Annotated in this window: 24 protein-coding genes; 11 read left to right on the forward strand and 13 right to left on the reverse strand. The window is 63.4% G+C overall.

The window, feature by feature from the left end; translation table 11 throughout:
• On the forward strand, nucleotides 1-227 hold a 227-nt coding region (locus AC2FL1_RS02910), incomplete at its 5' end, for a hypothetical protein (protein ID WP_496875927.1).
• Here AC2FL1_RS02910 and infC read toward each other — a convergent pair.
• The 7 genes from infC to cobA all read right to left on the reverse strand — a co-directional run bounded on the left by infC (nucleotide 188) and on the right by cobA (nucleotide 5,801).
• The gene (infC, locus tag AC2FL1_RS02915) at nucleotides 188-811 is read right to left on the reverse strand and encodes a translation initiation factor IF-3 (protein WP_234145387.1); all 624 of its coding nucleotides are present in this window, start codon (nucleotides 809-811) and stop codon (nucleotides 188-190) included. The two genes, AC2FL1_RS02910 and infC, sit on opposite strands and share 40 nt — an antisense overlap.
• A 69-nt stretch (nucleotides 812-880) precedes the next feature.
• The gene (locus AC2FL1_RS02920; RefSeq protein ID WP_496875928.1) at nucleotides 881-1,714 is read right to left on the reverse strand and encodes a ferredoxin--NADP reductase; all 834 of its coding nucleotides are present in this window, start codon (nucleotides 1,712-1,714) and stop codon (nucleotides 881-883) included.
• 113 nt (nucleotides 1,715-1,827) lie between these two features.
• Nucleotides 1,828-2,235 carry a DUF934 domain-containing protein gene (locus tag AC2FL1_RS02925; RefSeq protein ID WP_496875929.1) on the reverse strand — a complete coding sequence of 136 codons (408 nt, stop codon included), beginning with the start codon at nucleotides 2,233-2,235 and terminating at the stop codon, nucleotides 1,828-1,830.
• Nucleotides 2,232-2,993: a phosphoadenylyl-sulfate reductase gene (locus tag AC2FL1_RS02930; protein ID WP_496875930.1), complete on the reverse strand. Its 762-nt coding sequence runs from the start codon at nucleotides 2,991-2,993 to the stop codon at nucleotides 2,232-2,234. Before AC2FL1_RS02930 ends, AC2FL1_RS02925 begins: the two co-directional genes overlap by 4 nt.
• A complete protein-coding gene (locus AC2FL1_RS02935; protein ID WP_496875931.1) occupies nucleotides 2,983-4,647 on the reverse strand; it encodes a nitrite/sulfite reductase in 1,665 nt (554 codons plus the stop codon). The genes AC2FL1_RS02930 and AC2FL1_RS02935 overlap by 11 nt, the downstream gene beginning before the upstream one ends.
• A 63-nt stretch (nucleotides 4,648-4,710) precedes the next feature.
• Nucleotides 4,711-5,025, reverse strand: a complete 315-nt coding sequence (locus AC2FL1_RS02940) for a DUF2849 domain-containing protein (protein ID WP_234176064.1) — start codon at nucleotides 5,023-5,025, stop codon at nucleotides 4,711-4,713.
• Complete coding sequence (gene cobA, locus AC2FL1_RS02945) at nucleotides 5,025-5,801, reverse strand: uroporphyrinogen-III C-methyltransferase (protein ID WP_496875932.1); 777 nt, start codon at nucleotides 5,799-5,801, stop codon at nucleotides 5,025-5,027. The genes AC2FL1_RS02940 and cobA overlap by 1 nt, the downstream gene beginning before the upstream one ends.
• A 140-nt stretch (nucleotides 5,802-5,941) precedes the next feature.
• Here cobA and AC2FL1_RS02950 point away from each other — a divergent pair, with 140 nt between their 5' ends.
• The 6 genes from AC2FL1_RS02950 to AC2FL1_RS02975 all read left to right on the forward strand — a co-directional run bounded on the left by AC2FL1_RS02950 (nucleotide 5,942) and on the right by AC2FL1_RS02975 (nucleotide 12,889).
• A complete protein-coding gene (locus AC2FL1_RS02950; RefSeq protein WP_496875933.1) occupies nucleotides 5,942-6,403 on the forward strand; it encodes an Lrp/AsnC family transcriptional regulator in 462 nt (153 codons plus the stop codon).
• A 53-nt stretch (nucleotides 6,404-6,456) separates the two neighbouring features.
• The gene (locus AC2FL1_RS02955; RefSeq protein ID WP_496875934.1) at nucleotides 6,457-8,193 is read left to right on the forward strand and encodes a sensor histidine kinase; all 1,737 of its coding nucleotides are present in this window, start codon (nucleotides 6,457-6,459) and stop codon (nucleotides 8,191-8,193) included.
• On the forward strand, nucleotides 8,190-9,419 hold the full coding sequence (locus AC2FL1_RS02960) for a sigma-54-dependent transcriptional regulator (RefSeq protein WP_496875935.1): 1,230 nt from the start codon (nucleotides 8,190-8,192) through the stop codon (nucleotides 9,417-9,419). The genes AC2FL1_RS02955 and AC2FL1_RS02960 overlap by 4 nt, the downstream gene beginning before the upstream one ends.
• 327 nt (nucleotides 9,420-9,746) lie before the next feature.
• Complete coding sequence (locus AC2FL1_RS02965) at nucleotides 9,747-10,748, forward strand: DctP family TRAP transporter solute-binding subunit (RefSeq protein ID WP_496827507.1); 1,002 nt, start codon at nucleotides 9,747-9,749, stop codon at nucleotides 10,746-10,748.
• Nucleotides 10,749-10,820: 72 nt separating this feature from the next.
• Nucleotides 10,821-11,492, forward strand: coding sequence for a TRAP transporter small permease (locus tag AC2FL1_RS02970; RefSeq protein WP_234145395.1), 672 nt, complete (start codon nucleotides 10,821-10,823; stop codon nucleotides 11,490-11,492).
• Complete coding sequence (locus AC2FL1_RS02975) at nucleotides 11,492-12,889, forward strand: TRAP transporter large permease (RefSeq protein ID WP_234218386.1); 1,398 nt, start codon at nucleotides 11,492-11,494, stop codon at nucleotides 12,887-12,889. Before AC2FL1_RS02970 ends, AC2FL1_RS02975 begins: the two co-directional genes overlap by 1 nt.
• Nucleotides 12,890-12,978: 89 nt before the next feature.
• Here AC2FL1_RS02975 and AC2FL1_RS02980 read toward each other — a convergent pair whose 3' ends face one another.
• The 6 genes from AC2FL1_RS02980 to AC2FL1_RS03005 form a co-directional block, all read right to left on the reverse strand.
• On the reverse strand, nucleotides 12,979-13,452 hold the full coding sequence (locus AC2FL1_RS02980) for a GNAT family N-acetyltransferase (RefSeq protein WP_496875936.1): 474 nt from the start codon (nucleotides 13,450-13,452) through the stop codon (nucleotides 12,979-12,981).
• Between the two features lie 43 nt (nucleotides 13,453-13,495).
• Nucleotides 13,496-14,251, reverse strand: coding sequence for a triose-phosphate isomerase (tpiA, locus tag AC2FL1_RS02985; RefSeq protein WP_496875937.1), 756 nt, complete (start codon nucleotides 14,249-14,251; stop codon nucleotides 13,496-13,498).
• Nucleotides 14,252-14,349: 98 nt separating this feature from the next.
• Nucleotides 14,350-14,712 carry a HesB/IscA family protein gene (locus tag AC2FL1_RS02990; protein ID WP_234136236.1) on the reverse strand — a complete coding sequence of 121 codons (363 nt, stop codon included), beginning with the start codon at nucleotides 14,710-14,712 and terminating at the stop codon, nucleotides 14,350-14,352.
• Between the two features lie 303 nt (nucleotides 14,713-15,015).
• The gene (locus AC2FL1_RS02995) at nucleotides 15,016-15,378 is read right to left on the reverse strand and encodes an SUF system Fe-S cluster assembly protein (RefSeq protein ID WP_496875938.1); all 363 of its coding nucleotides are present in this window, start codon (nucleotides 15,376-15,378) and stop codon (nucleotides 15,016-15,018) included.
• Nucleotides 15,379-15,521: 143 nt separating this feature from the next.
• The gene (locus AC2FL1_RS03000) at nucleotides 15,522-15,794 is read right to left on the reverse strand and encodes an NfeD family protein (RefSeq protein WP_496875939.1); all 273 of its coding nucleotides are present in this window, start codon (nucleotides 15,792-15,794) and stop codon (nucleotides 15,522-15,524) included.
• Nucleotides 15,794-16,684 carry an SPFH domain-containing protein gene (locus AC2FL1_RS03005; protein ID WP_496876023.1) on the reverse strand — a complete coding sequence of 297 codons (891 nt, stop codon included), beginning with the start codon at nucleotides 16,682-16,684 and terminating at the stop codon, nucleotides 15,794-15,796. The genes AC2FL1_RS03000 and AC2FL1_RS03005 overlap by 1 nt, the downstream gene beginning before the upstream one ends.
• 175 nt (nucleotides 16,685-16,859) lie before the next feature.
• Between AC2FL1_RS03005 and tgt the strand changes: the two genes are divergently transcribed.
• The 4 genes from tgt (at nucleotide 16,860) to lon (ending at nucleotide 22,709) form a co-directional block, all read left to right on the forward strand.
• Nucleotides 16,860-17,990 carry a tRNA guanosine(34) transglycosylase Tgt gene (gene tgt / locus AC2FL1_RS03010; RefSeq protein WP_496827518.1) on the forward strand — a complete coding sequence of 377 codons (1,131 nt, stop codon included), beginning with the start codon at nucleotides 16,860-16,862 and terminating at the stop codon, nucleotides 17,988-17,990.
• Between the two features lie 275 nt (nucleotides 17,991-18,265).
• Nucleotides 18,266-19,342 (forward strand): alkene reductase, encoded by a 1,077-nt coding sequence (locus AC2FL1_RS03015; RefSeq protein WP_496875940.1) that lies wholly within the window; start codon nucleotides 18,266-18,268, stop codon nucleotides 19,340-19,342.
• A 128-nt stretch (nucleotides 19,343-19,470) separates the two neighbouring features.
• Nucleotides 19,471-20,037, forward strand: coding sequence for a hypothetical protein (locus tag AC2FL1_RS03020; RefSeq protein WP_496875941.1), 567 nt, complete (start codon nucleotides 19,471-19,473; stop codon nucleotides 20,035-20,037).
• A 260-nt stretch (nucleotides 20,038-20,297) separates the two neighbouring features.
• On the forward strand, nucleotides 20,298-22,709 hold the full coding sequence (gene lon / locus AC2FL1_RS03025; RefSeq protein WP_496827524.1) for an endopeptidase La: 2,412 nt from the start codon (nucleotides 20,298-20,300) through the stop codon (nucleotides 22,707-22,709).
• The last annotated feature ends 17 nt before the right edge of the window (nucleotides 22,710-22,726 follow it).

The following is a 22,726-nucleotide window of genomic DNA, read 5'->3' on the forward strand; positions in this document are numbered from 1 at the left end:
ACACCCGCGCGCGCCTAGCCGCGCGCGCGGACCTCTTCTCAAAGAGCAACATCGCAGAGTTTGCAAAGGCAAACTCTGTTAACAAAATCTCATCAGAGATTTTGGGGGCTCCAGTCTCAGCTCGAGCGACAACGAAAAACCCCGCCGGGATGCGGCGGGGCAGAGGTTTCTTCACCCGTTCACAGGCCTATTTCTGGGGCAGCGGGCCGATCATCATGATCATCTGACGGCCTTCCATCTTGGGCATGTTTTCGATCTTGCCCACTTCCTTGACGTCCTCGGCCACCCGTTCCAGCAATTCGCGACCCAGGTTCTGGTGCGCCATCTCGCGCCCGCGGAACCGCAGCGTGACCTTTACCTTGTCGCCGTTCTCCAGAAACTTGAACACGTTGCGCATCTTTACGTCATAGTCATGGGTGTCCGTGTTGGGACGGAACTTGACCTCTTTGACCTCGATGATCTTCTGCTTCTTGCGCGCTTCGCTTTCGCGTTTCTGCTGTTCGTACTTGTATTTGCCATAGTCCATGATCTTGCAGACCGGGGGCGTGGCATTGGGAGAAATCTCGACCAGATCCAGCCCGGCTTCCTCTGCCATGGCCATGGCCTTGGCGGGATGCACGACACCGACATTTTCACCATCTGCGCCGATCAGGCGGATTTCGGGTGCACGGATCTTGTCATTGACGCGCGGGCCGGTGTCGCGTTGCGGCGGCGCGTTGTGAGGTCTGCGGGCTATGGGAATATTCCTTTGTTGTTGCCAGAAATTCGGTGCCGGAAAGTAAACCGGCCCGCCCCGCGTTTCAAGCGGCATTGGCGGGCGGACCGGTAAAAAAGGGCATATGTGCCGTTCGGGTTCACATATTGCACCCGGGGCGGCGGTTCAGCCGACAAAGGCCTTTTCGATCACGAATTCGCGCGGGTCGGAATTGGCGCCCTCGGTCAGGCCGAACTCTTCGAGAATGGCCTTGATGTCATGGTTGAAGGCCAGGCTGCCGCAGACCATGGCGCGGTCGGTTTCCGGCTTGATCCCACCCTCGATCCCCAGATCGGCGAATACGGTGCCGTCTTTCAGCAGCTCGGTGATGCGGCCCATGCGCGGGCTCTCTTCACGGGTGGTGGTGGGGTAATAGCGGATCTTGTCGGCAAAGCCCTCGCCCATCAGCTCGGCCAACAGCTCGTCCTGGCGGATCTCCTCGATCAGCTGGCGGCCGTATTCCAGTTCCGCCACCTCGCGGCAGGTATGGGTGATGATGACCTCGTCGTAATCCTCATAGGTTTGCGGCTCGCGCAGGAGCGAGGCAAAAGGGGCAAAGCCGGTGCCGGTGGCAAAGAACCAGATGCGCTTGCCGGGCAACAGCGCGTCATGCACCAGCGTGCCAACCGGTTTGGGCCGCAGGATGATCTGGTCGCCGGGCTGGATATGCTGAAGCTTCGAGGTCAGCGGCCCGTCCTGCACCTTGATCGAGTAGAACTCCAGTTCCTCGTCCCAGGCGGGCGAGGCGATGGAATAGGCGCGCAACAGCGGTTTGCCATTGTCCCCCAACAGCCCGATCATCACGAACTCGCCCGAGCGGAAGCGCAGGCTGGCGGGGCGCGTGACACGGAACGAGAACAGCCGGTCGGTCCAGTGTTTCACTTGCGTCACGGTCTGAGCGTCGGGCAGGGTGGGGGCCTTGATGGCGGCGGCTTCGGTCACGGGTCTCATCTCGGTCATGGTTCATGTCACCGGTGCGGTAAGCCGGCGCCTCTCTCTAGTCTTTGACATACATCATGAAAAGGGGAATGTCTCCCCTTTTCATTAGTGTACGAATGAATTTGGACGTCAGGTCAGCCGCGCAGACGGGCCTGATAGTCATGCGCCTGCCAGTCGGCCCGGGCCAGCCATTGCGCCTCGGGCTGGCGTTCGGCAAGGGCTGCGTCGATCTCGACCTCGTCGAAACCGGCACGCCGCGCCATGGCATATTGATCGGCCAGCACATGGCCCTTGGCCCGCAGCCGCCCGGTATAGCCATGCAGGCGCAGGGTGCGCGCGATGGTAAAACCGCGCCCATCGGCGAAAGAGGGGAAATCCACCCGCACCATGCGCACCCGTGCCAGCCGCGCGGCCAGCGCGTCGGGGTCGGCATCTGCGGGCACGTCCAGCGCCACCACATCATTGGCCACATCGCCCAGGGCGGTGAATCCGTCGGTCCAGTCGTCGGGCTGAAAGCCCTGGTCGGTCACGAGTACAGTCATGTCTTTTCTCCACTGCGGACCATCTTTCCGTCGATGAAATGGATGCCGCATTCTTCCTTGGTCTGGTTGCGCCAGCGTCCGGCGCGCGGGTCTTCTCCGGGCGCCACCGGCGAGGTGCAGGGCGCGCAGCCGATCGAGGGGTACCCCTGTGCCACCAGCGGATGCCGGGGCAGGCGGTTTTCCTCCATATAGGCGCGCACGTCCTCGGGGGCCCAATGGGCCAGCGGGTTGACCTTGATCCGGCCGGTGCCGTCCTCGACCTCGAAGAAGTCGAGCGCGGCGCGGGTGCCGGCTTGGAACCGCTTTCGCCCGGTGATCCAGCCGTCATAGCCCGACAGCGCCCGTTGCAGCGGGATCGTCTTGCGCAGGGTGCAGCAGGCATCAGTATCGCGCAGGCGCAGGGCGCCATAGGGGTCGTCGCGGGCGACGTCATCGGCATCGGCGCGGATTACGTGAACATTCTTCAGGCCCAGGCGCTCGCTCACCTCCTGCTGATAGACCAGCGTTTCGGCAAACAGCATCTGGGTGTCGATGAACAACACCGGCACCTGGCGGTCGATCACCGCCGCCATGTGCAACAACACCACCGATTCAGCGCCAAAGCTCGACACCAGCGCGATATTGCCCGCCTCGCGCAGCGCCCCGTGCATGACATCGGTGGCGCTGTGATGCTTGTAGCGGGCGTTGAGCGCCGCGACCTTCTGCGTCAGAACGCTTCGGTCGCGGCCCAGTTCGTTCTGGATCTCGTCAAGCGGCATCGGCGCGGGCCTCGGGATAGAGCGCCGCCTTGAACGGCGCCATGCCAACCCGGCGATAGGTGTCGATAAAGCTCTCCTCGCGGTCAAGCCTTTGATCCAGATAGGTTTCCACGATCCGCTCGATGGCGGGCACGATCTGGTCATAGGCAAAGCCGGGGCCGGTCCGCTCGCCGATGGCGGCGGTTTCGGTGGCGTCGCCGCCAAGGGTGATCTGGTAGTTCTCGACGCCCGCCCGATCGAGGCCGAGGATGCCGATATGGCCCACATGATGGTGGCCGCAGGCATTGATGCAGCCCGAGATCTTGATCTTGAGCGCGCCGATCTCATGCTCCAGCTTCAGCTCTTCGAAGCGGGTGGCAATCTCCTGTGCCACGGGGATCGAGCGGGCAGTGGCCAGCGCGCAGTAATCCATGCCGGGGCAGGCGATGATATCGCTGATCAGGCCGATATTGGCGGTGCCCAGCCCGTTCGCAGCCAGCTTGGCATGGATCGCGGGCAGGTCGGATTTGTGCACATGCGGCAGGATCACGTTCTGCTCGTGGCTGATGCGCAGCTCGTCATAGCCAAAGCGCTCGGCCAGATCGGCCATCACCCGCATCTGTTCGGCGCTGGCATCGCCCGGCGTGGCGCCATGCGCCTTGAGCGAGATGGTGACAATGGCATGATCGTCCCGCTTGTGCGCGGCGATGTTGGTATCGACCCAGGACCGGAACACCGGATCCTTGGCATAGGCCGCGTCGAACGGTGCCAGCGAGGACGTCCGCCAGGACGGAGGAGCGAAATGCCCCTTGATCTCGTCCAGCAGCGCCATGTCGGCGCCCTTGAACTGGCCGCGCACCTGGATGAACCTTTCGTTCACCTTGGCCCGGATCGCCTCGATCCCGTGTTCGAAGACGGTGATCTTGATGCGCGCCTTGTACTTGTTGTCGCGCCGCCCGATCTGGTTCCAGACCGAGACCGTAGCTTCGAGATAGGCGAGCAGGTCGTCAAAGGCGACAAAGGGGCTCAACTCCTGCCCGATCATCGGCGTGCGGCCCAGGCCGCCGCCGACGATCACGCGGGCGCCCAGCACGCCGTCGCGCTCAACCAATTGCAGGCCGATGTCATGCGCCTTGATCACCGCCCGGTCATTCTCGGATCCGGTGATGGCGATCTTGAACTTGCGCGGCATGAACTGGAACTCGGGGTGGTCGGTCGACCATTGCCGCAGCAGCTCGGCATAGGGGCGGGGGTCGGCCACCTCATCCGCCGCGGCACCGGCGAAATGGTCTGCGGTCACGTTGCGGATAGTGTTGCCGCTGGTCTGGATCGCGTGCAGCCCGACCTCGGCCAGAGCGTCCAGCATGTCGGGCACGTCGCGCAGCTTGGGCCAGTTGTACTGTATGTTCTGGCGGGTGGTGAAATGGCCATAGCCCTTGTCCCATTTCTCGGCCAGCAGGGCCAGCTGCCGCATCTGCGCCGAATTCAGCGTGCCATAGGGGATCGCCACCCGCAGCATATAGGCGTGCAGTTGCAGATAGAGCCCGTTCATCAGGCGCAGAGGCTTGAACTCGTCTTCGGTCAGCGAACCGTCGATGCGGCGTTCCACCTGGGCGCGGAACTGGGCGTTGCGCTCGGCAAGAAAGGCGGTGTCGAATTCGGAATAGCGATACATGTCTGGCTGTCCTTGGGTGCAGCCCCGGAGCCGGGGCCTTTTGAGGGGGGAAGGGCCTGTGGCTCAGGCCCGGGGCTGCGGAGAGGTTTCCTGCTTGCCATGGGCATAGTTGGACGGGCCGGTCCGGCGGAAATCCTCTCGAAAATGTACGGGCTCGGGGCCGTTCGGGCCGGGGCGGGCATCGGCCAGATAGGCGCCCACGACGCGGGCGGCCTGGCGTGAGGCGTCCAGCAACCGCAGCTGCGCATGCGCCTCATCGGTGATCAGCTCGGCCTCGGACAGCAGCCGCGACCAGCGGTCGTCGGCGGTCTGATAGATCACGTCGCCGTCGAGCAGGTCATTGGCGGTGACAATCTTGGGGGTGAATGCGCGGGCCATCAGGCAAGCTCCTTGTTGATCGTGCTGAGGGCGGCCGCCGCGTCGCGCGGGGCCAGGCCCAGAAAGGTAAGGGCGGGGCCGTCCATCTCGGCGGCGGCCAGATCGGCGGGCAGGCGGTCGAGCGTGGTGGCCAGTACCCGCTGGTCCGGGCGCGAGGCGTTTTCCACCAGCGTCACCGGTGTCGCGCGGTCGGCGCCGTGCATGATCAGCCGGCCCTGTACAAAGCGGGCCGATTTCTTGCCCATGTAGATCGCGGCCACCGCGCCGGGGCGGGCCAGCGCCGTCCAGTCGTGATCGGCAAAGCCTTGCATGTCATGGCCGGTCAGAAAGCGCACCGCGCTGTTGCGCCCGCGCCGGGTCAGGCTTTGCCCAATGCCCGCCACCGCCGCCGAGGCGGCGGTGATGCCCGGCACGATGCGCCAGCTGATCTCGGCGGCCGAGACCGCGTCGATCTCTTCATCCAGGCGCCCGAACACGGTCGGATCGCCCGACTTCAGCCGCACCACCCGGGCGCCGCGGCTGGCATGATCCACCAGCAGCGCGTCGATATCGCCCTGTTTCCACGAGGGGCCGAACCCGGCTTTGCCCACATCGACCAGCTCAGCGGTTTCACCCGCCAGTGCCAGTACCGCATCGCTGATCAGCCGGTCATGCAGCACCACATCCGCCGCCGCAAACGCCTTGAGCGCGGCAACCGTCAGCAGATCGGGATCGCCGGGACCTGCGCCGACAAAATCGACATGTCCGGGTCCCGGGTATATGCGCGGGGCTGTCATGCGGCCTGTCTCCTGTTTGACTTGCCTCTCAATATAGGAAATATTCCCTATCAAGCTCCATATGCTGCGCCAAATAAGGACATTCGTTCCATCTCGGTGGCGGTAAGGGACGCGGGTTCGGATTTTGAGGAAAAACCAGAATGTCAGTGCGCATTGACGAAACGGACCGGAAAATTCTGGTCGAGCTGCAACGCGATGCCAGCCAGTCGCTGGACGAGATCGCCAGCCGGGTCGGCAGTTCCAAGACCCCGGTCTGGAATCGGATACGCAAGCTCAAGGGGGCGGGCGTGATCGGTCAGCAGACGGTGATTCTCGACCCCGAGGCGCTGGGGTTCGAGGCCTGTTTCTTTGTCCTCATCCGCACCTCTGAACACGAGGTGGGATGGCAGAAACAGTTCCTCAAGGCGCTTCAGGACCGCCCCGAGGTGCAGGAGGCGCACCGGCTGGCGGGAGATATCGACTATATCCTAAAGGTCCGGGTCAAGAATGCCCGCGCCTATGATGCCTTCTATCAGGCGCTGATCTCCGAGGTGCGGGTGCACAATGTCACCGCGCTGTTGTCGATGGAGGAGATCAAATCGACCACCGTCCTGCCGCTGTGAAAGGTCGCGCTGCCCTCTTGCCTTGGCCGCGCTTGGGTGCAAGACCCTAGGATATGCGGCGTTGGTGGGTCATCTCGGGCTTTCTGGCGGCGGTGGCGGTCTTGGCCACCGGTGTCTGGAGCTATGGCTATCGTCAGGCATTGGGGCAGCTTGCGCAGCGGGCCGAGGCAGATCTTGAACTGGCGAGCGACCGGTTGACCGCGCAATTGCAGCGTTACCAGGAAACCGCCGTTCTGCTGGCGGATCATCCGGCTCTGGGCAATCTGGGCGCCGAGACGGGGCGCCAGCAGGCACAGTCGCTGTTTCTTGATGTGGCAGACAAGACCTCGGCGCTTGAGATCCTTTATGCCGATACCCAGGGCCGCGTACTGGCGTCGGCGCGCGGAACGCTGTTCAGCGACATATCCGAGACCGGTTATTTCCGGCGCGCGCTGCATGGCGCGCTGGGTAGCGCGCATGGCGTTCAGCACCCGCTGGGCCTGCGCGCGATATATTATGCCGCTCCCGCGTTCGGCGCTGATGGAAAGGTGCGCGGCGCCCTGGTCGTTGCCGTGGATATCGCGCATCTGGAGTGGGATTGGCGCGGCAACACTCCTGCGGTGTTCTTCACCGATGCCTTCGGCCAGGTCTTTATCTCGAACCGCAGCGAGTTGCTGTGGTGGAGACGGCCCGCCGGTCAGCCCGGCCTGGTACCGGCAAAGGGGCCGTCCTTGCCTTTTGCGGCACATCGGGTGGGGGGGTACGAGATCTGGCAGCTCGACTGGGGGCCATACCTGCCGGCGCGGGCGCTGCACATGACCCGGCCGCTGCCGGTGATCGGCATGACGGGCGAGGTGCTGGTCGATGTGTCGCCCGCCCGTCGTATCGCCGGGTTGCAGGCTGCGGCGGTGGCCGCGATCTGCCTGGCCTTCGGTGCCATGCTCTATCTGGCGACAGAACGCCGTCGTACCCTGGCTGACGCCAACAAGGTGTTGGAAAGCCGGGTGGCCCAGCGCACACGCGCCCTGACCGCCGCCAACAGCGCGCTGCGCCGCGAGGTGGCCGAACGGCAAGAGGCCGAGGCGGCGCTGAAGCGCGCCCAGGCCGAACTGGTGCAGGCGGGAAAACTGAGCGCGCTGGGCCAGATGTCGGCGGGCATCAGCCACGAATTGAACCAGCCGCTGATGGCGATCCGGCAATTCGCCGATAACGGCACCGCTTTTCTGGCACGAGGCAATTCCGACAAGGCGACCGAGAATCTTGGTCGTATCTCGGACATGGCGGCGCGGATGGCGCGGATCATCAAGAATCTGCGCGCCTTTGCCCGTAACGAGAGCGAGCCGGTGAGCCGTGTGGATCTGGTGCAGGTGATCGAGGCTGCGGTGGAACTGACCGAAGCGCGGCTGCGCGAACACGCCGTGACACTCGACTGGAACCCGGGCACCGTCGGCCCGGTGCTGGCGCGCGGCGGCGAGGTGCGGTTGACCCAGGTCTTTGTCAACCTGATCAACAATGCGGTCGACGCGATGATGGATCAGGAGACGCGTCATATCCGCATCGCGATCGAAACCGGTCCCCGCTTGCTGGTGCGGGTGCAGGATTGCGGTCCGGGGCTGAAGGAACCTGAAAAGGTGTTCGAACCCTTCTATTCCACCAAGGCGGTCGGCAGTTCCGAGGGTATGGGGCTGGGCCTGTCGATCTCTTACGGGCTGGTGCAGAGCTTTGGCGGCAATATCCGGGGCAGCAACACCCGCGGCGGCGCCGAATTCACGGTCGAGCTTGACCCCTGGCAAGAGGAGGCGGCGGCATGATCGACAAGGTCCTGCTGGTCGATGACGACGCGGCGGTGCGCGAGGCACTGGGGCAGACGCTGGAACTGGCTGATTACGCGGTGCAGACGGCAGGATCCTTCGTGGCGGCCAAGGATCACATCACCGCCGGATTCCGGGGCGTGATCGTGTCCGATATCCGCATGCCGGGGCGCGACGGGTTCCACCTTCTGTCCTATGCGCAGGACGTCGACCCGGACTTGCCGGTGATCCTGCTGACCGGAGAGGGCGACATTCCCATGGCGGTCCGCGCCATGGGGGATGGTGCCTTTGATTTCTTGGAAAAACCCTGTGCCGCTGCCGACCTGCTGGCAGTGATCGCGCGCGCCATGGCGGCGCGCGTGCAGGTGCTCGAGACACGGGCGCTGAAACGGCAGCTCGATCGGGGCGATCCGGCGGCACGGATGCTGTTCGGCAGCTCGGCCCGGGCCGAGGCGCTGCGCGAGCGGGTGCGCAGCGTCGCCCCAACCGGTGCCGAGGTGCTGGTGACCGGTCCGGCGGGCAGCGGCATTTCCAAGGTGGCCGAGGTGATTCACCTGATGTCGCCGCGCGCGCAGGGCGGTTTTGTCAAACGGGCCGCGGCCGGGCTGGACGCGGCCGAGCTGTCCCGGCTCTGTACCGAGACCGGGCAAGGCTCGCTGTTTCTGGACGAGGTCTCGGCCCTGTCGCAGGCGGCGCAATACGCGCTGCTGGAAGAGATGGAACAGGCCGGTGGCGCAAGGCTGCTGGCGGGCAGCACCGCCGATCTGGCCGCGCTGGTGGGGAAGGGGAGTTTCAGCGCCGAACTTTTCTACCGACTGGAGGGGATGCAGGTGCGCATTCCGGCGCTGGCCGAGCGGCCCGAGGATATCCCGGTGATCTTTCGCCATTACGTGATGCAGGCGGCAGAGCAGGCGGGTATCGCGCCACCCGCTGTCTCGCCGGACCACCTCGCTGCCCTTATGGCGCAGGATTGGCCGGGCAATGCGCGCTCGCTGATGTCGGCAGCGATGCGATTTGTGCTGGGCATGCCCGAAGAGGTGAGCGAGGCCACGGAACTGGGGCTGGCCGAACAGATGGCAAGGGTGGAGCGCACCCTCTTGATCGCCGCGCTGGGGCGTCACAACGGCCGAGCCGCCGAGGCGGCGCAGGCGCTGAAACTGCCGCGCAAGACATTTTACGACAAGCTGGCCCGCTACAGCATCAAGCCCGAGGCCTATCGTCGCTAGCGTTACGGATGCGGCGGGCGCCAAGAAAATTCGACGAATTTTCTTGGCCTGCGCTTCAGACGAGCGGCAACGCGCGATTCGCAGAGTTGTGCGGGAATCCGCACATGGGCGAAATCGGCTGTGCGGAAACTCGCACAGCAGAGGCGGCCTGCCGGCGACTAGCGAATCGATCTACACTTTAAAGTTCTGAAATTAAAAACAAAAATACAATCAAATCCGAACGTCTTCAGAACCGTTGAGTGGCGTCAGGCGATTCGCTTCACTGCCTGCATGTGGCGCCTCTGGCGTCCGAGGAACATGTGACAGACTTTTGGGAGGACAAAAGACATGAAATTCCTGACAACCGCCGCAACCGCGCTGGCCCTGACCGTGACCGCCGGCGCCGCCATGGCCGCCTGCGACGACGGTGAAATCGTGGTCAAATTCGCCCACGTGACCAATACCGACAAGCACCCCAAGGGGATCGCCGCCTCGCTTCTGGCCGAGCGCGTCAATGCCGAGATGAACGGCACCATGTGCATGGAGGTCTATCCGAACTCGACCCTCTACAATGATGACAAGGTGCTCGAGGCGATGTTGCAGGGCGATGTGCAACTGGCTGCGCCCTCGCTGTCGAAATTCGAGAAGTTCACAAAGAAATTCCGTCTCTTCGATCTGCCCTTCATGTTCAAGAACGTGGATGCGGTGGACGCGTTCCAGACCTCGGATGCCGGTCAGGCCCTGCTCGACAGCATGCAGAAGCGTGGCCTTCAGGGCCTTGCCTATTGGCATAACGGCATGAAGCAGATGTCGGCGAGCAAGCCGCTTCTGGTGCCGTCGGATGCCAACGGGCTGAAGTTCCGCGTTCAGTCCTCGGACGTGCTGGTCGCACAGATGGAAGCGATGGGCGCAAGCCCGCAGAAAATGGCCTTCTCCGAAGTCTATGGTGCCTTGCAGCAGGGCGTTGTCGACGGGCAGGAGAACACCTGGTCGAACATCTACGGCCAGAAGTTCTTTGAGGTGCAGGACGGCACCACCGAAACCAACCACGGCATCATCGACTATCTGGTGGTGACCTCGGTCGATTGGCTGGACAGCCTGGACGCCGGCGTGCGCGACCAGTTCCTGACCATCATCAAGGAAGTGACCGATGCCCGCAACGCGGAATCGACCAAGGTCAACAACGAGGCCCGCAACGCGATCCTCGCCGCCGGTGGCGTGGTACGCGAGTTGAGCGCCGAACAGCGCCAGGAATGGGTCGATACCATGAAGCCCGTCTGGGACAAGTTCGTGGACGACGTGGGCCAGGATGCGATCGACGCGGCCCAATCCATCAACGCCTCGATGTAATCCAGGCACAGCCTGACGGGGCGCGGGCAGGACTGTCCGCGCCCTTTTTCATAAAAACAAGGGACGAGGGACATGCATCCGCACAAGAGCGAAAGCTGGGTGGATCGCATTGAAGAGACGATCATTGCCGTGCTGCTGGGCTTCATGACAGTGATCACCTTTGCCAATGTGGTCGCACGCTACGTGTTCAATCACAATATTCTCTGGGCGCTCGAACTGACGGTGTTCATGTTCGGCTGGCTGGTGCTGCTGGGGGCAAGCTATGCCGTCAAGAAGAACGCCCATCTGGGGGTCGACGCGGTCATCAACATGCTGTCGCCCAAGGGGCGCCATGTGTTGGCGATGATATCGGTCACCATCTGCATCCTGTTCACGTTGCTGCTGCTCAAGGGCGCGTGGGACTACTGGTCGAACTTTGCCAATCTGCCGCAGACCACCGGGCGCGTGTTTCCGACCGGCTTCGAGGACAAGTTCCGCCCCAAGGGCTGGTACGAGACCAACGACATCCCGCACCCGGCGATCCTGGGCTGGATGGAGACCGTGTTCAACGAGGGCGACGAATACGAGAAACTGCCGCGGCTGGTGCCCTATCTGGTGCTGCCGCTCAGCATGGGCCTGCTGCTGTGGCGGTTCCTGCAAGTGGCCCGCAGCATCTGGACCGGCGGCCAGGACCGCATGATCGCCAGCCACGAGGCCGAGGACGAACTGGAAGAAGTTCGCGAGCAACTGGGGAAGGATGACTGATGGACGTGGTGCTTCTCTTTGTGATGGTGGTGGGGTTCCTGCTGATCGGGGTGCCCATCGCGGTTGCGCTCGGCTTCAGTTCGGTCCTGTTCCTGCTGATCTTCTCCGACAGCTCGCTGGCCTCGGTGGCGCAGACGCTGTTCCAGGCCTTCGAGGGCCATTTCACCCTGCTGGCGATCCCCTTCTTCATCCTCGCCTCGTCCTTCATGACCACCGGCGGGGTGGCGCAGCGGATCATCCGGTTCGCCATCGCCTGTGTCGGCCATCTGCGCGGCGGTCTGGCCATCTCGGGCGTGTTTGCCTGCATGATGTTTGCCGCCCTCTCCGGTTCGTCCCCGGCGACAGTGGTGGCGATCGGTTCCATCGTCATCGCAGCGATGAAACAGGCGGGCTATACCAAGGAATTCGCCGCTGGCGTGATCTGTAACGCGGGCACGTTGGGCATCCTGATCCCGCCCTCGATCGTGATGGTGGTCTATGCCGCCTCGGTCGAGGTCTCGGTGGGCCGGATGTTCCTGGCCGGTGTCATTCCGGGCATTCTGGCCGGTGTCATGCTGATGGTGGCGATCTATGTCATGGCCACGATCAAGGGCATGCCCAAGGGCGATTGGGCTGGCTGGGGCGAGATCGGCGACAGTTTCCGCGACGCTTTGTGGGGGCTGATGCTGATCGTGGTGATCATGGTCGGTATCTACGGCATCCCCGGCATCACCAGCGCCATCTTCACGCCGACAGAGGCGGCGGCGGTGGCCTCGGTCTATGCCTTCCTGGTGGCCTCCTTCGTCTATCGCGACATGGGGCCGCTGGCGGCTGAGCATAACGGCGGCGTGCGCAAGAGCCTGCTGACCCGGCCGCTGGCACTGGTGGGGGCGTTCTTTCACAAGGACACCCGCAACACCCTGTTCGAGGCGGGCAAGCTGACCGTGACGCTGATGTTCGTGATCGCCAACGCGCTGATCCTGAAACATGTTCTGACCGACGAGCAAGTGCCCCAGCATGTGGCCAACGCGATGCTGTCGGCGGGTCTGGGCCCGATCACCTTCTTGATCGTGGTCAACGTGATCCTGCTGATCGGCGGCCAGTTCATGGAGCCCTCGGGCCTGCTGGTCATCGTGGCGCCGCTGGTGTTCCCGATCGCCATCGAACTGGGGATCGATCCGATCCATCTGGGCATCATCATGGTGGTGAACATGGAAATCGGGATGATCACGCCGCCGGTGGGTCTGAACCTCTTCGTGACCTCGGGCGTGGCGGGGATGCCGATGATGAGCGTGGTGCGTGCCGCGCTGCCCTTCCTGGCCGTGCTCTTCGTCTTCCTGATCCTGGTGACTTATGTGCCCTGGCTGTCGACGGTGCTGCCCAACGCGCTGATGGGGCCAGAGATCATCATCAAGTAACGGATGCGGCTCCAATCGGGAAACCATGCCGGGCAGGGAAACTTGCCCGGCATTATTGTTTTCGGACCGATGCTGTGCGGTTTGTCGCCTCAGCCCTCGGGACGTGGCGGCGCGCGTCGCTTCTGAAATCCGGTCTTGGACTGTTCGAAACCCGCATCAAGATAGAAGCGCAGCACCTCGGGCCGGTGTGAGCCTGTCATTAGCATGAGCTTGTAGCAGCCCGCCTTCCATGCTGCCGCAGTCGCATGGTCGAGCAACCGCTGGCCAAACCCCTGTTGCCTGAAATCGCCATGGGTCACCACATTCTCGATCAGCCCATAGGGGCTGCCGCCCCGCGTCAGGTTAGGAATGACGATCAGGGTGCAGGAGGTAACCAGAGCATCCGCGACCTCTCCGACGAAAACATCGCTGCCCTCGTAGCAGAGCAGTTGCGTCAGGATGTCCCGTGCCCTGTCTGGCGCGGGCGGCGGCGCATCCTCTGGGTTGAGGTGCCGGTAGAGGTCGAGAAGCCGCGGCAGATCTTCGTTCGAAGCCCGCCGGACACTGAGCGTTGGTGATGACATGCGTGCATGATCCCGGACCCGTGCGGCACGGGCAAGCTGTATATCAGCCTGCCGCCTGTTCCAGCGCGGTGACGATGGGCGAGAAATCGGCGGCCGTCAGGCTGGCGCCGCCGACCAGCGCGCCATCCACGTTCGAAACCGCAAAGATCTCGGCCGCGTTGCCCGGCTTGACCGAACCGCCATAGAGCAGGCGGATTGCCTCGGCGGTTTCCGAGCCGAAGCGCCCGATCAGTTGCTGGCGCAGGGTGTCATGCACCTCGGCGATCTGGTCAAGCGTCGGCACCAGCCCGGTACCGATGGCCCAGACCGGTTCATAGGCCACCACGACCTGCGTTCCGTCGATCCCGTCGGGCACTGACCCGGCCAGTTGCGCGCAGACCATGTCGAGCGTCTGGCCCGCCTCGCGCTGGGTCAGGGTCTCGCCGATGCAGATGATGGTGAAAAGCCCGGCCTCAAGCGCCGCGCGCGCCTTGTCGCAGACCTGAGCGTCGGTCTCGCCATGATCGGCGCGGCGTTCGGAATGGCCAAGGATGACAGCGCTGGCACCTGCATCGGCCAGCATCGGGGCGCTGATATCGCCGGTATGGGCGCCTGCGGTGGCGGCGTGGCAATCCTGGCCCCCGATCTGGACCCGGCTGCCACTGACGACCTGAGCGGCACGGTCGAGCAGCGTGGCGGGCGGGCAGATCAGCAGATCGACAGTAGCGGCGAGATGCGCCTCGGCAATCGTCTCAAGCTCTTCGAGCGCCGCGCCGGTGCCGTTCATCTTCCAGTTCCCTGCCGCCAGTTTGCGCCGCATCGCTTTCTCCCGAAATAGCCGTCCAGAATATCATCGACCTCCGATAGCATCGGGGAAGGGGCGTGACAATCGCGGGTGGCTGGTGAGCGGACCGGGGATCAGCGGTTGGAAAGCGACTCGTCGAACTTGATCGACTCCCCGCAGCCGCAGGCATCAACCACGTTGGGGTTCTTGAACTTGAACCCGGATTCCAGCAGCGAGACCTCGTAGTCGATCTCGGTGCCGAACAGGAACATCTGCGCCATGGGCGCGATCAGGATGCGGGCGCCGTCCTGCTCGACCACCTCGTCATGCGGATCGGCCTGATCCACATAATCCATGGTGTATTCCATGCCGGCGCAGCCGCCTTTCTTGACGCCGATGCGCAGTCCGGTATGGCCGCCCTTGTCCATCAGGCGGGCGATCTGGGTCGCCGCTCGGGGGGTCATGGTCACCGCCTGCTTGCCGGGAATGCCGAACATGAAAGTCTCCATTGTCGCGCGTTGCCCTTAATCTAGGGCGCTTGGGGGCTTGGCTCAAGTGTGGCTGAAAGAATGTGGGCCGCCCTCGGGCAAGAGCGGCCCACTCTATTGTGGATCCCACGCTGGGGGGAGGGCAGGACCCGAGGCCGGCCGTGACGACTCGTCCGGGAGGGGATGGGACCCGGACCCCGGTCAGCGGAAAGGCTGGGTGCGGCCTGTAACAGGGCGATCAAGGCAGCGTGAAGATTGAGTAAAGGTTTTGCGACAAGGGCCGGTTGTCTGTGGAAAACCGCCCCGCGCCGATCACATGAAGCCCAGTTCCAGCCGCGCCTCGTCGGACATCATCTCCATGCCCCAAGGCGGATCCCAGGTCATTTCGACCTCGACCGATTTGACACCAGGCACGCTTTCGACCGCTGCCCCGACCCAGCCGGGCATTTCGCCCGCCACCGGGCAGCCGGGCGCGGTCAGGGTCATGATAACCCGCACCTCGTTCTCGCCTGAGATCTCGACGGTATAGATCAGACCAAGCTCGAAGATGTTGACCGGAATTTCGGGGTCATAGACCGTGCGGCAGGCCTCGACCACCGGCTCGTACAGGTCGTGGTCGACGGAAGAGGGCGCAATCAGTGGCGCGCCTTCCATGGGTTCTGTCGCGTGGGTCATCTGGTCCTCGGCTTGTTACCTGAGCGATTATATAGGGAATGGGGCCGGGGGCGTCCAGAGGCAGGGCACCCCTTGTTGCTGGGCGGGGGCCGGAAAAATTGAATTTTTCCGACCTGTTTTCCTTGCCGGAAAACAGATCCGCCTCAGCCGTTGATATCGTCCTTAAAGGTTTTCACCTGGCCAGAAGGCAGGGCAAAGCTGCGCTTGAGCAGCAGCCAGGCGGTCAGTGACAGAGCGGCGAAGATCAACAGCAGCAGCGGCAGCGACGGCGTCACTGCCAGCAGCATCAGCCCGGTCAGCGCCGCGCCGATGGCGAAGCCCAGAAAGATGAAGCCGGGCAGCAGCATCTCGACCACGCCCAGCACCAGCGCACCGGCAAGCCAGAGCCACCAGACCGACCAAAGCGCGTCAATCATCACTTGCCCCCTTTCAGCAGCTTGAAGGCGTCACCAAAGGCTTCGAGCGCGTTGGCGGGCAGGATGATGGTTTGTTTCCCGGCGCCATTGCCCAAGGCATTGAGCGCCTCGACCTGTTTCAGCGCCACCTGGTATTGCGCGGCCTCCAGCCCGTGCGCGGCGATGGCGCGGGCCACGACCTCGGTCGCATAGGCCTCGGCCTCGGCCTGGATGCGGCGGGCCTTGGCGGTCTGCTCGGCGGCATAAAGCTCGGCATCGGCATTGAGTTCAACCGCGCGCTTTGCGCCTTCGGCCTTGGTCACCTGGGCGCGGCGTTCGCGTTCGGCATTCAGCTGTTGCAGCATGGCGTCGCGGGTGGCCTGATCCAGGTTCACATCGAGGATCTCGGCCCGGGTGACCTCGATCCCCCAATCGTCAACCGCATCCTCGACCGAGGATTTGATGGTGGAGATCAGCTGCGCCCGGTTCGATTGCACCTCGTCCAGGTCCATCTTGCCGATCTCGGCCCGCACGATCCCGGCCACGGTGGTGGAGATGGCGCCGTCCACGTCGCGGATGCGATAGACGGTCTTTTCCGGTTCGGTGATGCGGTAGAACACCGATGTGTCCACCTGCACCAGCACGTTGTCCTTGGTGATCGCGTCCTGGCTGGCGGTCGGGAGCTGGCGTTCGAGGATCGAGATCTTGTGCCGGACCACATCGAGGAAAGGCACGATGAAGTTGATGCCCGGCCCCAGCACCGCATGCAGCCGCCCAAAGCGTTCGACCACGTATTTCTCGGATTGCGGGACGATGCGGATGCCCTTGAGAATGACCACGATGATAAAGATCGCGGCAGCAAGAAAGACGATGTTCTGGCTAACGAGGCCGATGATCTGCTCTTCGGTCATGCTGTATCCCTGATATTTGTGTACTATGGTATACATATGGGGCGGATGTTGCCGCCATTCAACATAGGTATGGTCTGTATCGCCCGCCGTGCAAAGGGGAAAGCGGGCGCGCGGCTTGCATTGCCGGCGCGCTTGGGGCAAAGCCTGCCCGGTTGACCCGAGCCGCGAGGATTAGATGAGCGAGCGTTTCTCTTTTGACCTGCATGCTAAGGATGGCAAGGCGCGTACCGGCGTTATCCAGACGCCGCGCGGTGAGGTGCGCACACCGGCCTTCATGCCGGTGGGTACGGCGGCAACCGTCAAGGCGATGATGCCCGAGAGTGTGCGCGCCACCGGCGCCGATATCCTGTTGGGCAATACCTATCACCTGATGCTGCGGCCCACGGCCGAGCGGATCGACCGGTTGGGCGGCCTGCACAAGTTCATGAACTGGGAGCGGCCGATCCTGACCGACAGCGGCGGGTTTCAGGTCATGTCGCTGGCAGGTTTGCGCAAGCTGACCGAAAAGGGCGTGACCTTCAAATCCCATATCGACGGGTCCAAGCACGAGCTGACCCCGGAGCGCTCGATGGAGATCCAGCGGCTGTTGGGCAGTGACATCGTGATGTGTTTCGATGAATGCCCGGCGCTGCCCGCCGACCGCGACCGGATCGCCGAAAGCATGCGGCTTTCAATGCGCTGGGCGGAACGCTCGCGCGCGGCGTTTGGCGACCGTCCTGGGCATGCGCTCTTTGGTATCATGCAGGGCGGGTTGGAGCAGGATCTGCGCGAGGAGAGCGCCGAGGCGTTGAAGGCGATCGGGTTCGAGGGCTATGCGGTGGGCGGTCTCGCTGTGGGCGAGGGTCAGTCGGCGATGTTTGGCTGTCTCGATTATGCGCCCGGCTTCCTGCCCGAAGACAAGCCGCGATACCTGATGGGGGTGGGCAAGCCCGACGATATCGTCGGCGCCGTCAAGCGCGGCATCGACATGATGGATTGTGTGCTACCGTCGCGCTCGGGTCGCACGGGACAGGTGTTCACCCGGCACGGGGTTCTGAACATCAAGAATGCGCGCCACATGGACGACCCGCGCCCGCTGGACGAGGCCTGCACCTGTCCGGCCTGCCGCAACTATAGCCGCGCCTATCTGCATCACGTGTTCCGCAGTCAGGAGATCATCAGCTCGATGCTACTGACTTGGCACAACCTGCATTATTACCAGGAAATCATGGCGGGCATGCGAGAGGCGATTGCGGCGGGCACTTTTGCCGCTTGGGAGGCCGATTTTCACGCGGGCCGGGCGCAAGGTGATATCGAACCGCTCTGACTCGCGACACCCAGCTTTGTAGCTTTGCGTTTGCGACATGTCAGAGTTGTGAAGAAAACGTTATCCCGTATTTTGCTGCTCGGGCGGGAAGATGTTCCTGCCCGTTCGGGCTTGGAACAAAGGCCCGGCGCTGGACGCAATCGGCAGATGTTCTTCTCTTTCGTCCGGACCTGCCCGAACTGTCTGCCCTTGCGGATCGGCGCCGAGGGCATAGTTGGGGCTGCACCGGCTGCGCTGACCATCGCCGCCACCGGACGAACACAGGAGAACCCACGATGACCGAGACACTCTTTTCCCCCCACAAGGCCGGCAATATCGCGTTGAAGAACCGGGTCGTGATGGCACCGCTGACGCGGAACCGGGCCGATGACACAACTGGTGTCGTGTTCGACCGGCACGCGGAATACTACGCCCAGCGCGCCAGCGCCGGGCTGCTGATCACCGAGGGCGCGCAGATCAGCGCCGAGGGCAAGGGCTATATCCAGACGCCGGGCATCCATACGCCCGAACAGGTGGCCGCCTGGCGCAAGGTGACCGATGCGGTTCATGCAAGGGGTGGCAAGATCGTGATCCAGCTCTGGCATGTCGGGCGGATCTCGCACACATCGCTTTTGCCGGACGGGCAGGCGCCGGTTTCGGCCTCGGCGATTGCGGCCAAGGCAAAGACCTTTACCCATGCCGGGTTCGAAAACACATCGGAGCCGCGCGCGTTGGAGACGGATGAGATCGCCCGTGTTGTGGCCGATTACGCCCATGCCACCCGTTGCGCGCGCGAGGCCGGGTTCGACGGGGTCGAGATCCATGCGGCCAACGGCTATCTGGTCGAGCAGTTCCTCAAGGATGGCAGCAACCGGCGGCAGGACGCCTATGGCGGGTCGGTCGAGAACCGCGCACGGTTCCTGTTCGAAGTCGTCGATGCCGTTGTGGGCGCCTGGGATGCGGGCCATGTCGGCATCCGCCTGTCGCCCTTCTCGGATGTGAACGGCATCTCTGACAACAACCCGATCGCCACCTATACGCCGGTGATCGAACGACTGGATACCTATGGGCTGGCCTATCTGCACATGGTCGAAGGTCAGACCGGCGGTGTCCGCGAAGGGGCGTTCGACGATCTGCGCCAGCTCTGGACCGGGACCTATATGGGCAACAACGGGTATGACCGGGCCAGCGCACTGGAACGGACCCGGATCGACGCGGTGGATCTGGTGGCCTTTGGCCGGCCGTACATTGCCAATCCCGACCTGGTCGAGCGCTTGACCGCCGACGCGCCGCTGAATGCAGGCGATACCGCCACCTATTACGGCGGCGGCGAAGAAGGATATACCGACTATCCGGTGTTGCAGACGGCCTGAAACAGGCCGCTCCCTTTGGCCGCCCACCGGGCGGCCAGGGGCAAAAGGTCAGGTTTGCCGGACTTGAAACGGTTCTGGATACATCGCTTTCTGCGCTCTGCATTTATTTGAAAACAAAGGAGATTGCCGTGAAGCGACTGGTATCTGCGGTGATGTGTATTTGGGGCGGAATGGTTGGCGCCGCCGAACTGGATGGTTGCGCGCTGAGCGCGGAACATTATGCCGATCTGGTGGCGCCGCTGCTGGACGGCGCCTGGCAGGCGCATAACGGACCCGGTCTGATGATGAAGATGGGTGCCAACGAGATGAAGCTGCCGATGCCGCGCGCGGGTCACCAGATCATGGCGATGTTGTACCGCGACGGCACCGTCTATGCCGACATGGCGCAGTTCGGCGAGGCCGAGATACGGCTGGCCGATCCCGAAACCGGCATTGCACCGGTCCCGGTTGATGGCGCGCAGCAATATCTCGATTTCGACAGGCTGGGGCTGGTCCCCGATTGCGGCAGCGTTGGGATGCTGCGGCTGGAATTCGACCAGGAACGGATTGACGAGGAGGGCACCCATCTGTGGCTGCATGTGCACTTGGCGGTACTGGACGAGGACCGGATGGGCGGTGTGCTGACCGTACAGGGGCGCGGCAAGGACGGGACCGAGACCCATGCGCGCCGCTTGGTCAGCTTCCTGCGCAACTGAGGGGCCGGGCGGGGCGACGGTCCGGCGCTCCTGCGCCCCGGCGCAGATCGCCCCGCCCGCCGTCCCGCAGGAATCCGCTGCGGCGGTGGTTTTGCAGACTTGCGGTCCGCTGGCAGTCGCGTCATTGTGCGCGGCACCAATTTACGGGTCTGGTTGAAATGGACGGGGACTCACCCCACCTTATCAGCCCGAGACAGGAGATGGCCGGGGGTCGCCTGAGACAGGGACCGGTGCCATCTTGCCAATGATAAGGATAGAGCATGCAAGAGCCTCTGAACGCCTCTTACCCCGTCCTGCCGCTGCGCGACATCGTGGTGTTCCCGCATATGATCGTGCCGCTTTTTGTCGGCCGCGAGAAATCGGTGCGGGCGCTGGAAGAGGTGATGCAGGAAGACAAGCAGATCCTGCTGTCGAGCCAGATCGATCCCGGTATCGACGACCCGGACAGTGACGGCATTTACCGCACCGGCGTGCTGGCCAATGTGCTGCAACTGCTGAAACTGCCCGATGGCACCGTCAAGGTGCTGGTCGAGGGGCAGGCACGAGTCAAGATCACCGCCTTCTTGGAAAACGACGTCTTTTTCGAGGCGCGTGCCGAATATCTGACCGAGATCCCCGGCGACGTGACCACCACCCAGGCGCTGATCCGCACCGTGGGCGATGAATTCGAGCGCTATGCCAAGGTGCGCAAGAACATTCCCGAAGAGGCGCTGGCCGCTGTTGGCGAGACCACCGAGCCCGCCAAGCTGGCCGATCTGGTCGCGGGCCACCTGGGCATCGAGGTTGGACAGAAACAGGACCTGTTGGAAACGCTCAGCGTCAGCGAGCGGCTGGAAAAGGTCTATGGCCTGATGCAGGGCGAGATGAGCGTTCTGCAGGTCGAGAAGAAGATCAAGACCCGGGTCAAATCCCAGATGGAGAAGACCCAGCGCGAATACTACCTCAACGAACAGATGAAGGCGATCCAGCGTGAGCTGGGCGATGGCGAAGAAGGTGCCGGCGAGATTGCCGAGCTGGAAGAGAAGATCGCCGCCACCAAGCTGTCGAAAGAGGCGCGTGAAAAAGCCGAGGCCGAGCTGAAGAAGCTCAAGAACATGTCGCCCATGTCGGCCGAGGCCACGGTCGTGCGTAACTATCTCGACTGGCTGCTGTCGATCCCGTGGGGCGTCAAATCCCGCGTGAAAAAGGATCTGGGCCGCGCCGAGGGCGTGCTGGATGCCGATCACTATGGGCTGGAAAAGGTCAAGGAGCGCATCGTCGAGTATCTGGCGGTGCAACAGCGCTCGGCCAAGTTGAAGGGGCCGATCCTGTGCCTTGTCGGCCCTCCGGGTGTGGGCAAGACCTCGCTGGGCAAATCGGTCGCCCGGGCAACGGGGCGCGAGTTCATCCGCATCTCGCTGGGTGGCGTACGTGACGAGAGCGAGATCCGCGGCCACCGCCGGACCTATATCGGTTCGATGCCGGGCAAGATCATCCAGGCGCTGAAAAAGGCGAAAACCACCAATCCGCTCATCCTGCTCGACGAGATCGACAAGATGGGGCAGGATTTCCGGGGCGACCCGGCAAGCGCGATGCTCGAGGTACTGGACCCGGAACAGAACAACACCTTCATGGATCATTATCTCGAGGTGGAATATGACCTCTCGAACGTGATGTTCCTGACCACGTCGAACAGCTACAACATGCCCGGACCGCTGCTGGACCGGATGGAGATCATTCCGCTGGCGGGCTATACCGAGGATGAAAAGCGCGAGATTGCCAAGCGCCACCTGCTGCCGAAGCAGACCAAGAACCACGGTCTGCGTGCCAAGGAGTTCGATCTGTCCGACGCGGCGCTGACCGACATCATCCGCTATTACACCCGCGAGGCGGGGGTGCGGAACCTGGAACGCGAAGTGGCCAAGATCTGCCGCAAGGCGCTGACGAAGATCCTCAAGAAAGACGCAGAAAAGGTCTCGGTAACGCCCGAGAATCTGGAGGATTTCCTGGGTGTGCGCCGGTTCAGGTTCGGTCTGGCCGAGAAGGACGATCAGGTGGGTGTCGTCACCGGTCTGGCCTGGACCAGCGTAGGCGGCGACCTGTTGTCGATCGAGGCGCTGCGCCTGCCGGGCAAGGGCCGGATGAAGACCACCGGCAAGCTGGGCGAGGTGATGAAGGAGTCGATCGACGCGGCGGCGTCCTACGTGCGCTCGATCGCCCCGGCCATCGGTGTAAAGCCGCCCCGGCTGGATCGCTGGGATATCCACGTGCACGTTCCCGAAGGCGCCACGCCCAAGGACGGCCCCAGCGCCGGTATCGCCATGGTCACCTCGATCGTGTCTGTGCTGACCCAGACGCCCGTGCGCAAGGACATCGCCATGACGGGTGAGGTCACGCTGCGCGGCAATGTGCTGGCCATCGGCGGACTGAAGGAGAAGCTGCTCGCCGCCCTGCGCGGCGGCGTCAAGACCGTGCTGATCCCGGCCGAGAACGAAAAAGACCTGCGCGAGATCCCCGACAACGTGAAGGAGGGGCTGACGATCATCCCTGTCGCGCATGTGTCCGAGGTGCTGAAACACGCGCTTGTTCGCCAGCCCGAAGCGATTGAATGGGACGAGGCCGCCGAGGAAGAGGCCGCCGCCGCCAAATCGGCGCTTCCGGGTGGCGAAGGCGCCTCGGCCACAGCGCACTGAACGAGTTTGCACTTGCT

Source organism: Ruegeria sp. YKSF070 (genome assembly GCF_059612725.1).

Excerpts from the sequence above, each read along its gene's own strand:
- infC (WP_234145387.1), bottom strand. The coding sequence starts at position 811 with ATGCCGCTTGAAACGCGGGGCGGGCCGGTTTACTTTCCGGCACCGAAT.
- AC2FL1_RS02920 (WP_496875928.1), bottom strand. The coding sequence starts at position 1,714 with ATGACCGAGATGAGACCCGTGACCGAAGCCGCCGCCATCAAGGCCCCC.
- AC2FL1_RS02925 (WP_496875929.1), bottom strand. The coding sequence starts at position 2,235 with ATGACTGTACTCGTGACCGACCAGGGCTTTCAGCCCGACGACTGGACC.
- AC2FL1_RS02930 (WP_496875930.1), bottom strand. The coding sequence starts at position 2,993 with ATGCCGCTTGACGAGATCCAGAACGAACTGGGCCGCGACCGAAGCGTT.
- AC2FL1_RS02935 (WP_496875931.1), bottom strand. The coding sequence starts at position 4,647 with ATGTATCGCTATTCCGAATTCGACACCGCCTTTCTTGCCGAGCGCAAC.
- AC2FL1_RS02940 (WP_234176064.1), bottom strand. The coding sequence starts at position 5,025 with ATGGCCCGCGCATTCACCCCCAAGATTGTCACCGCCAATGACCTGCTC.
- cobA (WP_496875932.1), bottom strand. The coding sequence starts at position 5,801 with ATGACAGCCCCGCGCATATACCCGGGACCCGGACATGTCGATTTTGTC.
- AC2FL1_RS02950 (WP_496875933.1), top strand. The coding sequence starts at position 5,942 with ATGTCAGTGCGCATTGACGAAACGGACCGGAAAATTCTGGTCGAGCTG.
- AC2FL1_RS02955 (WP_496875934.1), top strand. The coding sequence starts at position 6,457 with ATGCGGCGTTGGTGGGTCATCTCGGGCTTTCTGGCGGCGGTGGCGGTC.
- AC2FL1_RS02960 (WP_496875935.1), top strand. The coding sequence starts at position 8,190 with ATGATCGACAAGGTCCTGCTGGTCGATGACGACGCGGCGGTGCGCGAG.
- AC2FL1_RS02965 (WP_496827507.1), top strand. The coding sequence starts at position 9,747 with ATGAAATTCCTGACAACCGCCGCAACCGCGCTGGCCCTGACCGTGACC.
- AC2FL1_RS02970 (WP_234145395.1), top strand. The coding sequence starts at position 10,821 with ATGCATCCGCACAAGAGCGAAAGCTGGGTGGATCGCATTGAAGAGACG.
- AC2FL1_RS02975 (WP_234218386.1), top strand. The coding sequence starts at position 11,492 with ATGGACGTGGTGCTTCTCTTTGTGATGGTGGTGGGGTTCCTGCTGATC.
- AC2FL1_RS02980 (WP_496875936.1), bottom strand. The coding sequence starts at position 13,452 with ATGTCATCACCAACGCTCAGTGTCCGGCGGGCTTCGAACGAAGATCTG.
- tpiA (WP_496875937.1), bottom strand. The coding sequence starts at position 14,251 with ATGCGGCGCAAACTGGCGGCAGGGAACTGGAAGATGAACGGCACCGGC.
- AC2FL1_RS02990 (WP_234136236.1), bottom strand. The coding sequence starts at position 14,712 with ATGTTCGGCATTCCCGGCAAGCAGGCGGTGACCATGACCCCCCGAGCG.
- AC2FL1_RS02995 (WP_496875938.1), bottom strand. The coding sequence starts at position 15,378 with ATGACCCACGCGACAGAACCCATGGAAGGCGCGCCACTGATTGCGCCC.
- AC2FL1_RS03000 (WP_496875939.1), bottom strand. The coding sequence starts at position 15,794 with ATGATTGACGCGCTTTGGTCGGTCTGGTGGCTCTGGCTTGCCGGTGCG.
- AC2FL1_RS03005 (WP_496876023.1), bottom strand. The coding sequence starts at position 16,684 with ATGACCGAAGAGCAGATCATCGGCCTCGTTAGCCAGAACATCGTCTTT.
- tgt (WP_496827518.1), top strand. The coding sequence starts at position 16,860 with ATGAGCGAGCGTTTCTCTTTTGACCTGCATGCTAAGGATGGCAAGGCG.
- AC2FL1_RS03015 (WP_496875940.1), top strand. The coding sequence starts at position 18,266 with ATGACCGAGACACTCTTTTCCCCCCACAAGGCCGGCAATATCGCGTTG.
- lon (WP_496827524.1), top strand. The coding sequence starts at position 20,298 with ATGCAAGAGCCTCTGAACGCCTCTTACCCCGTCCTGCCGCTGCGCGAC.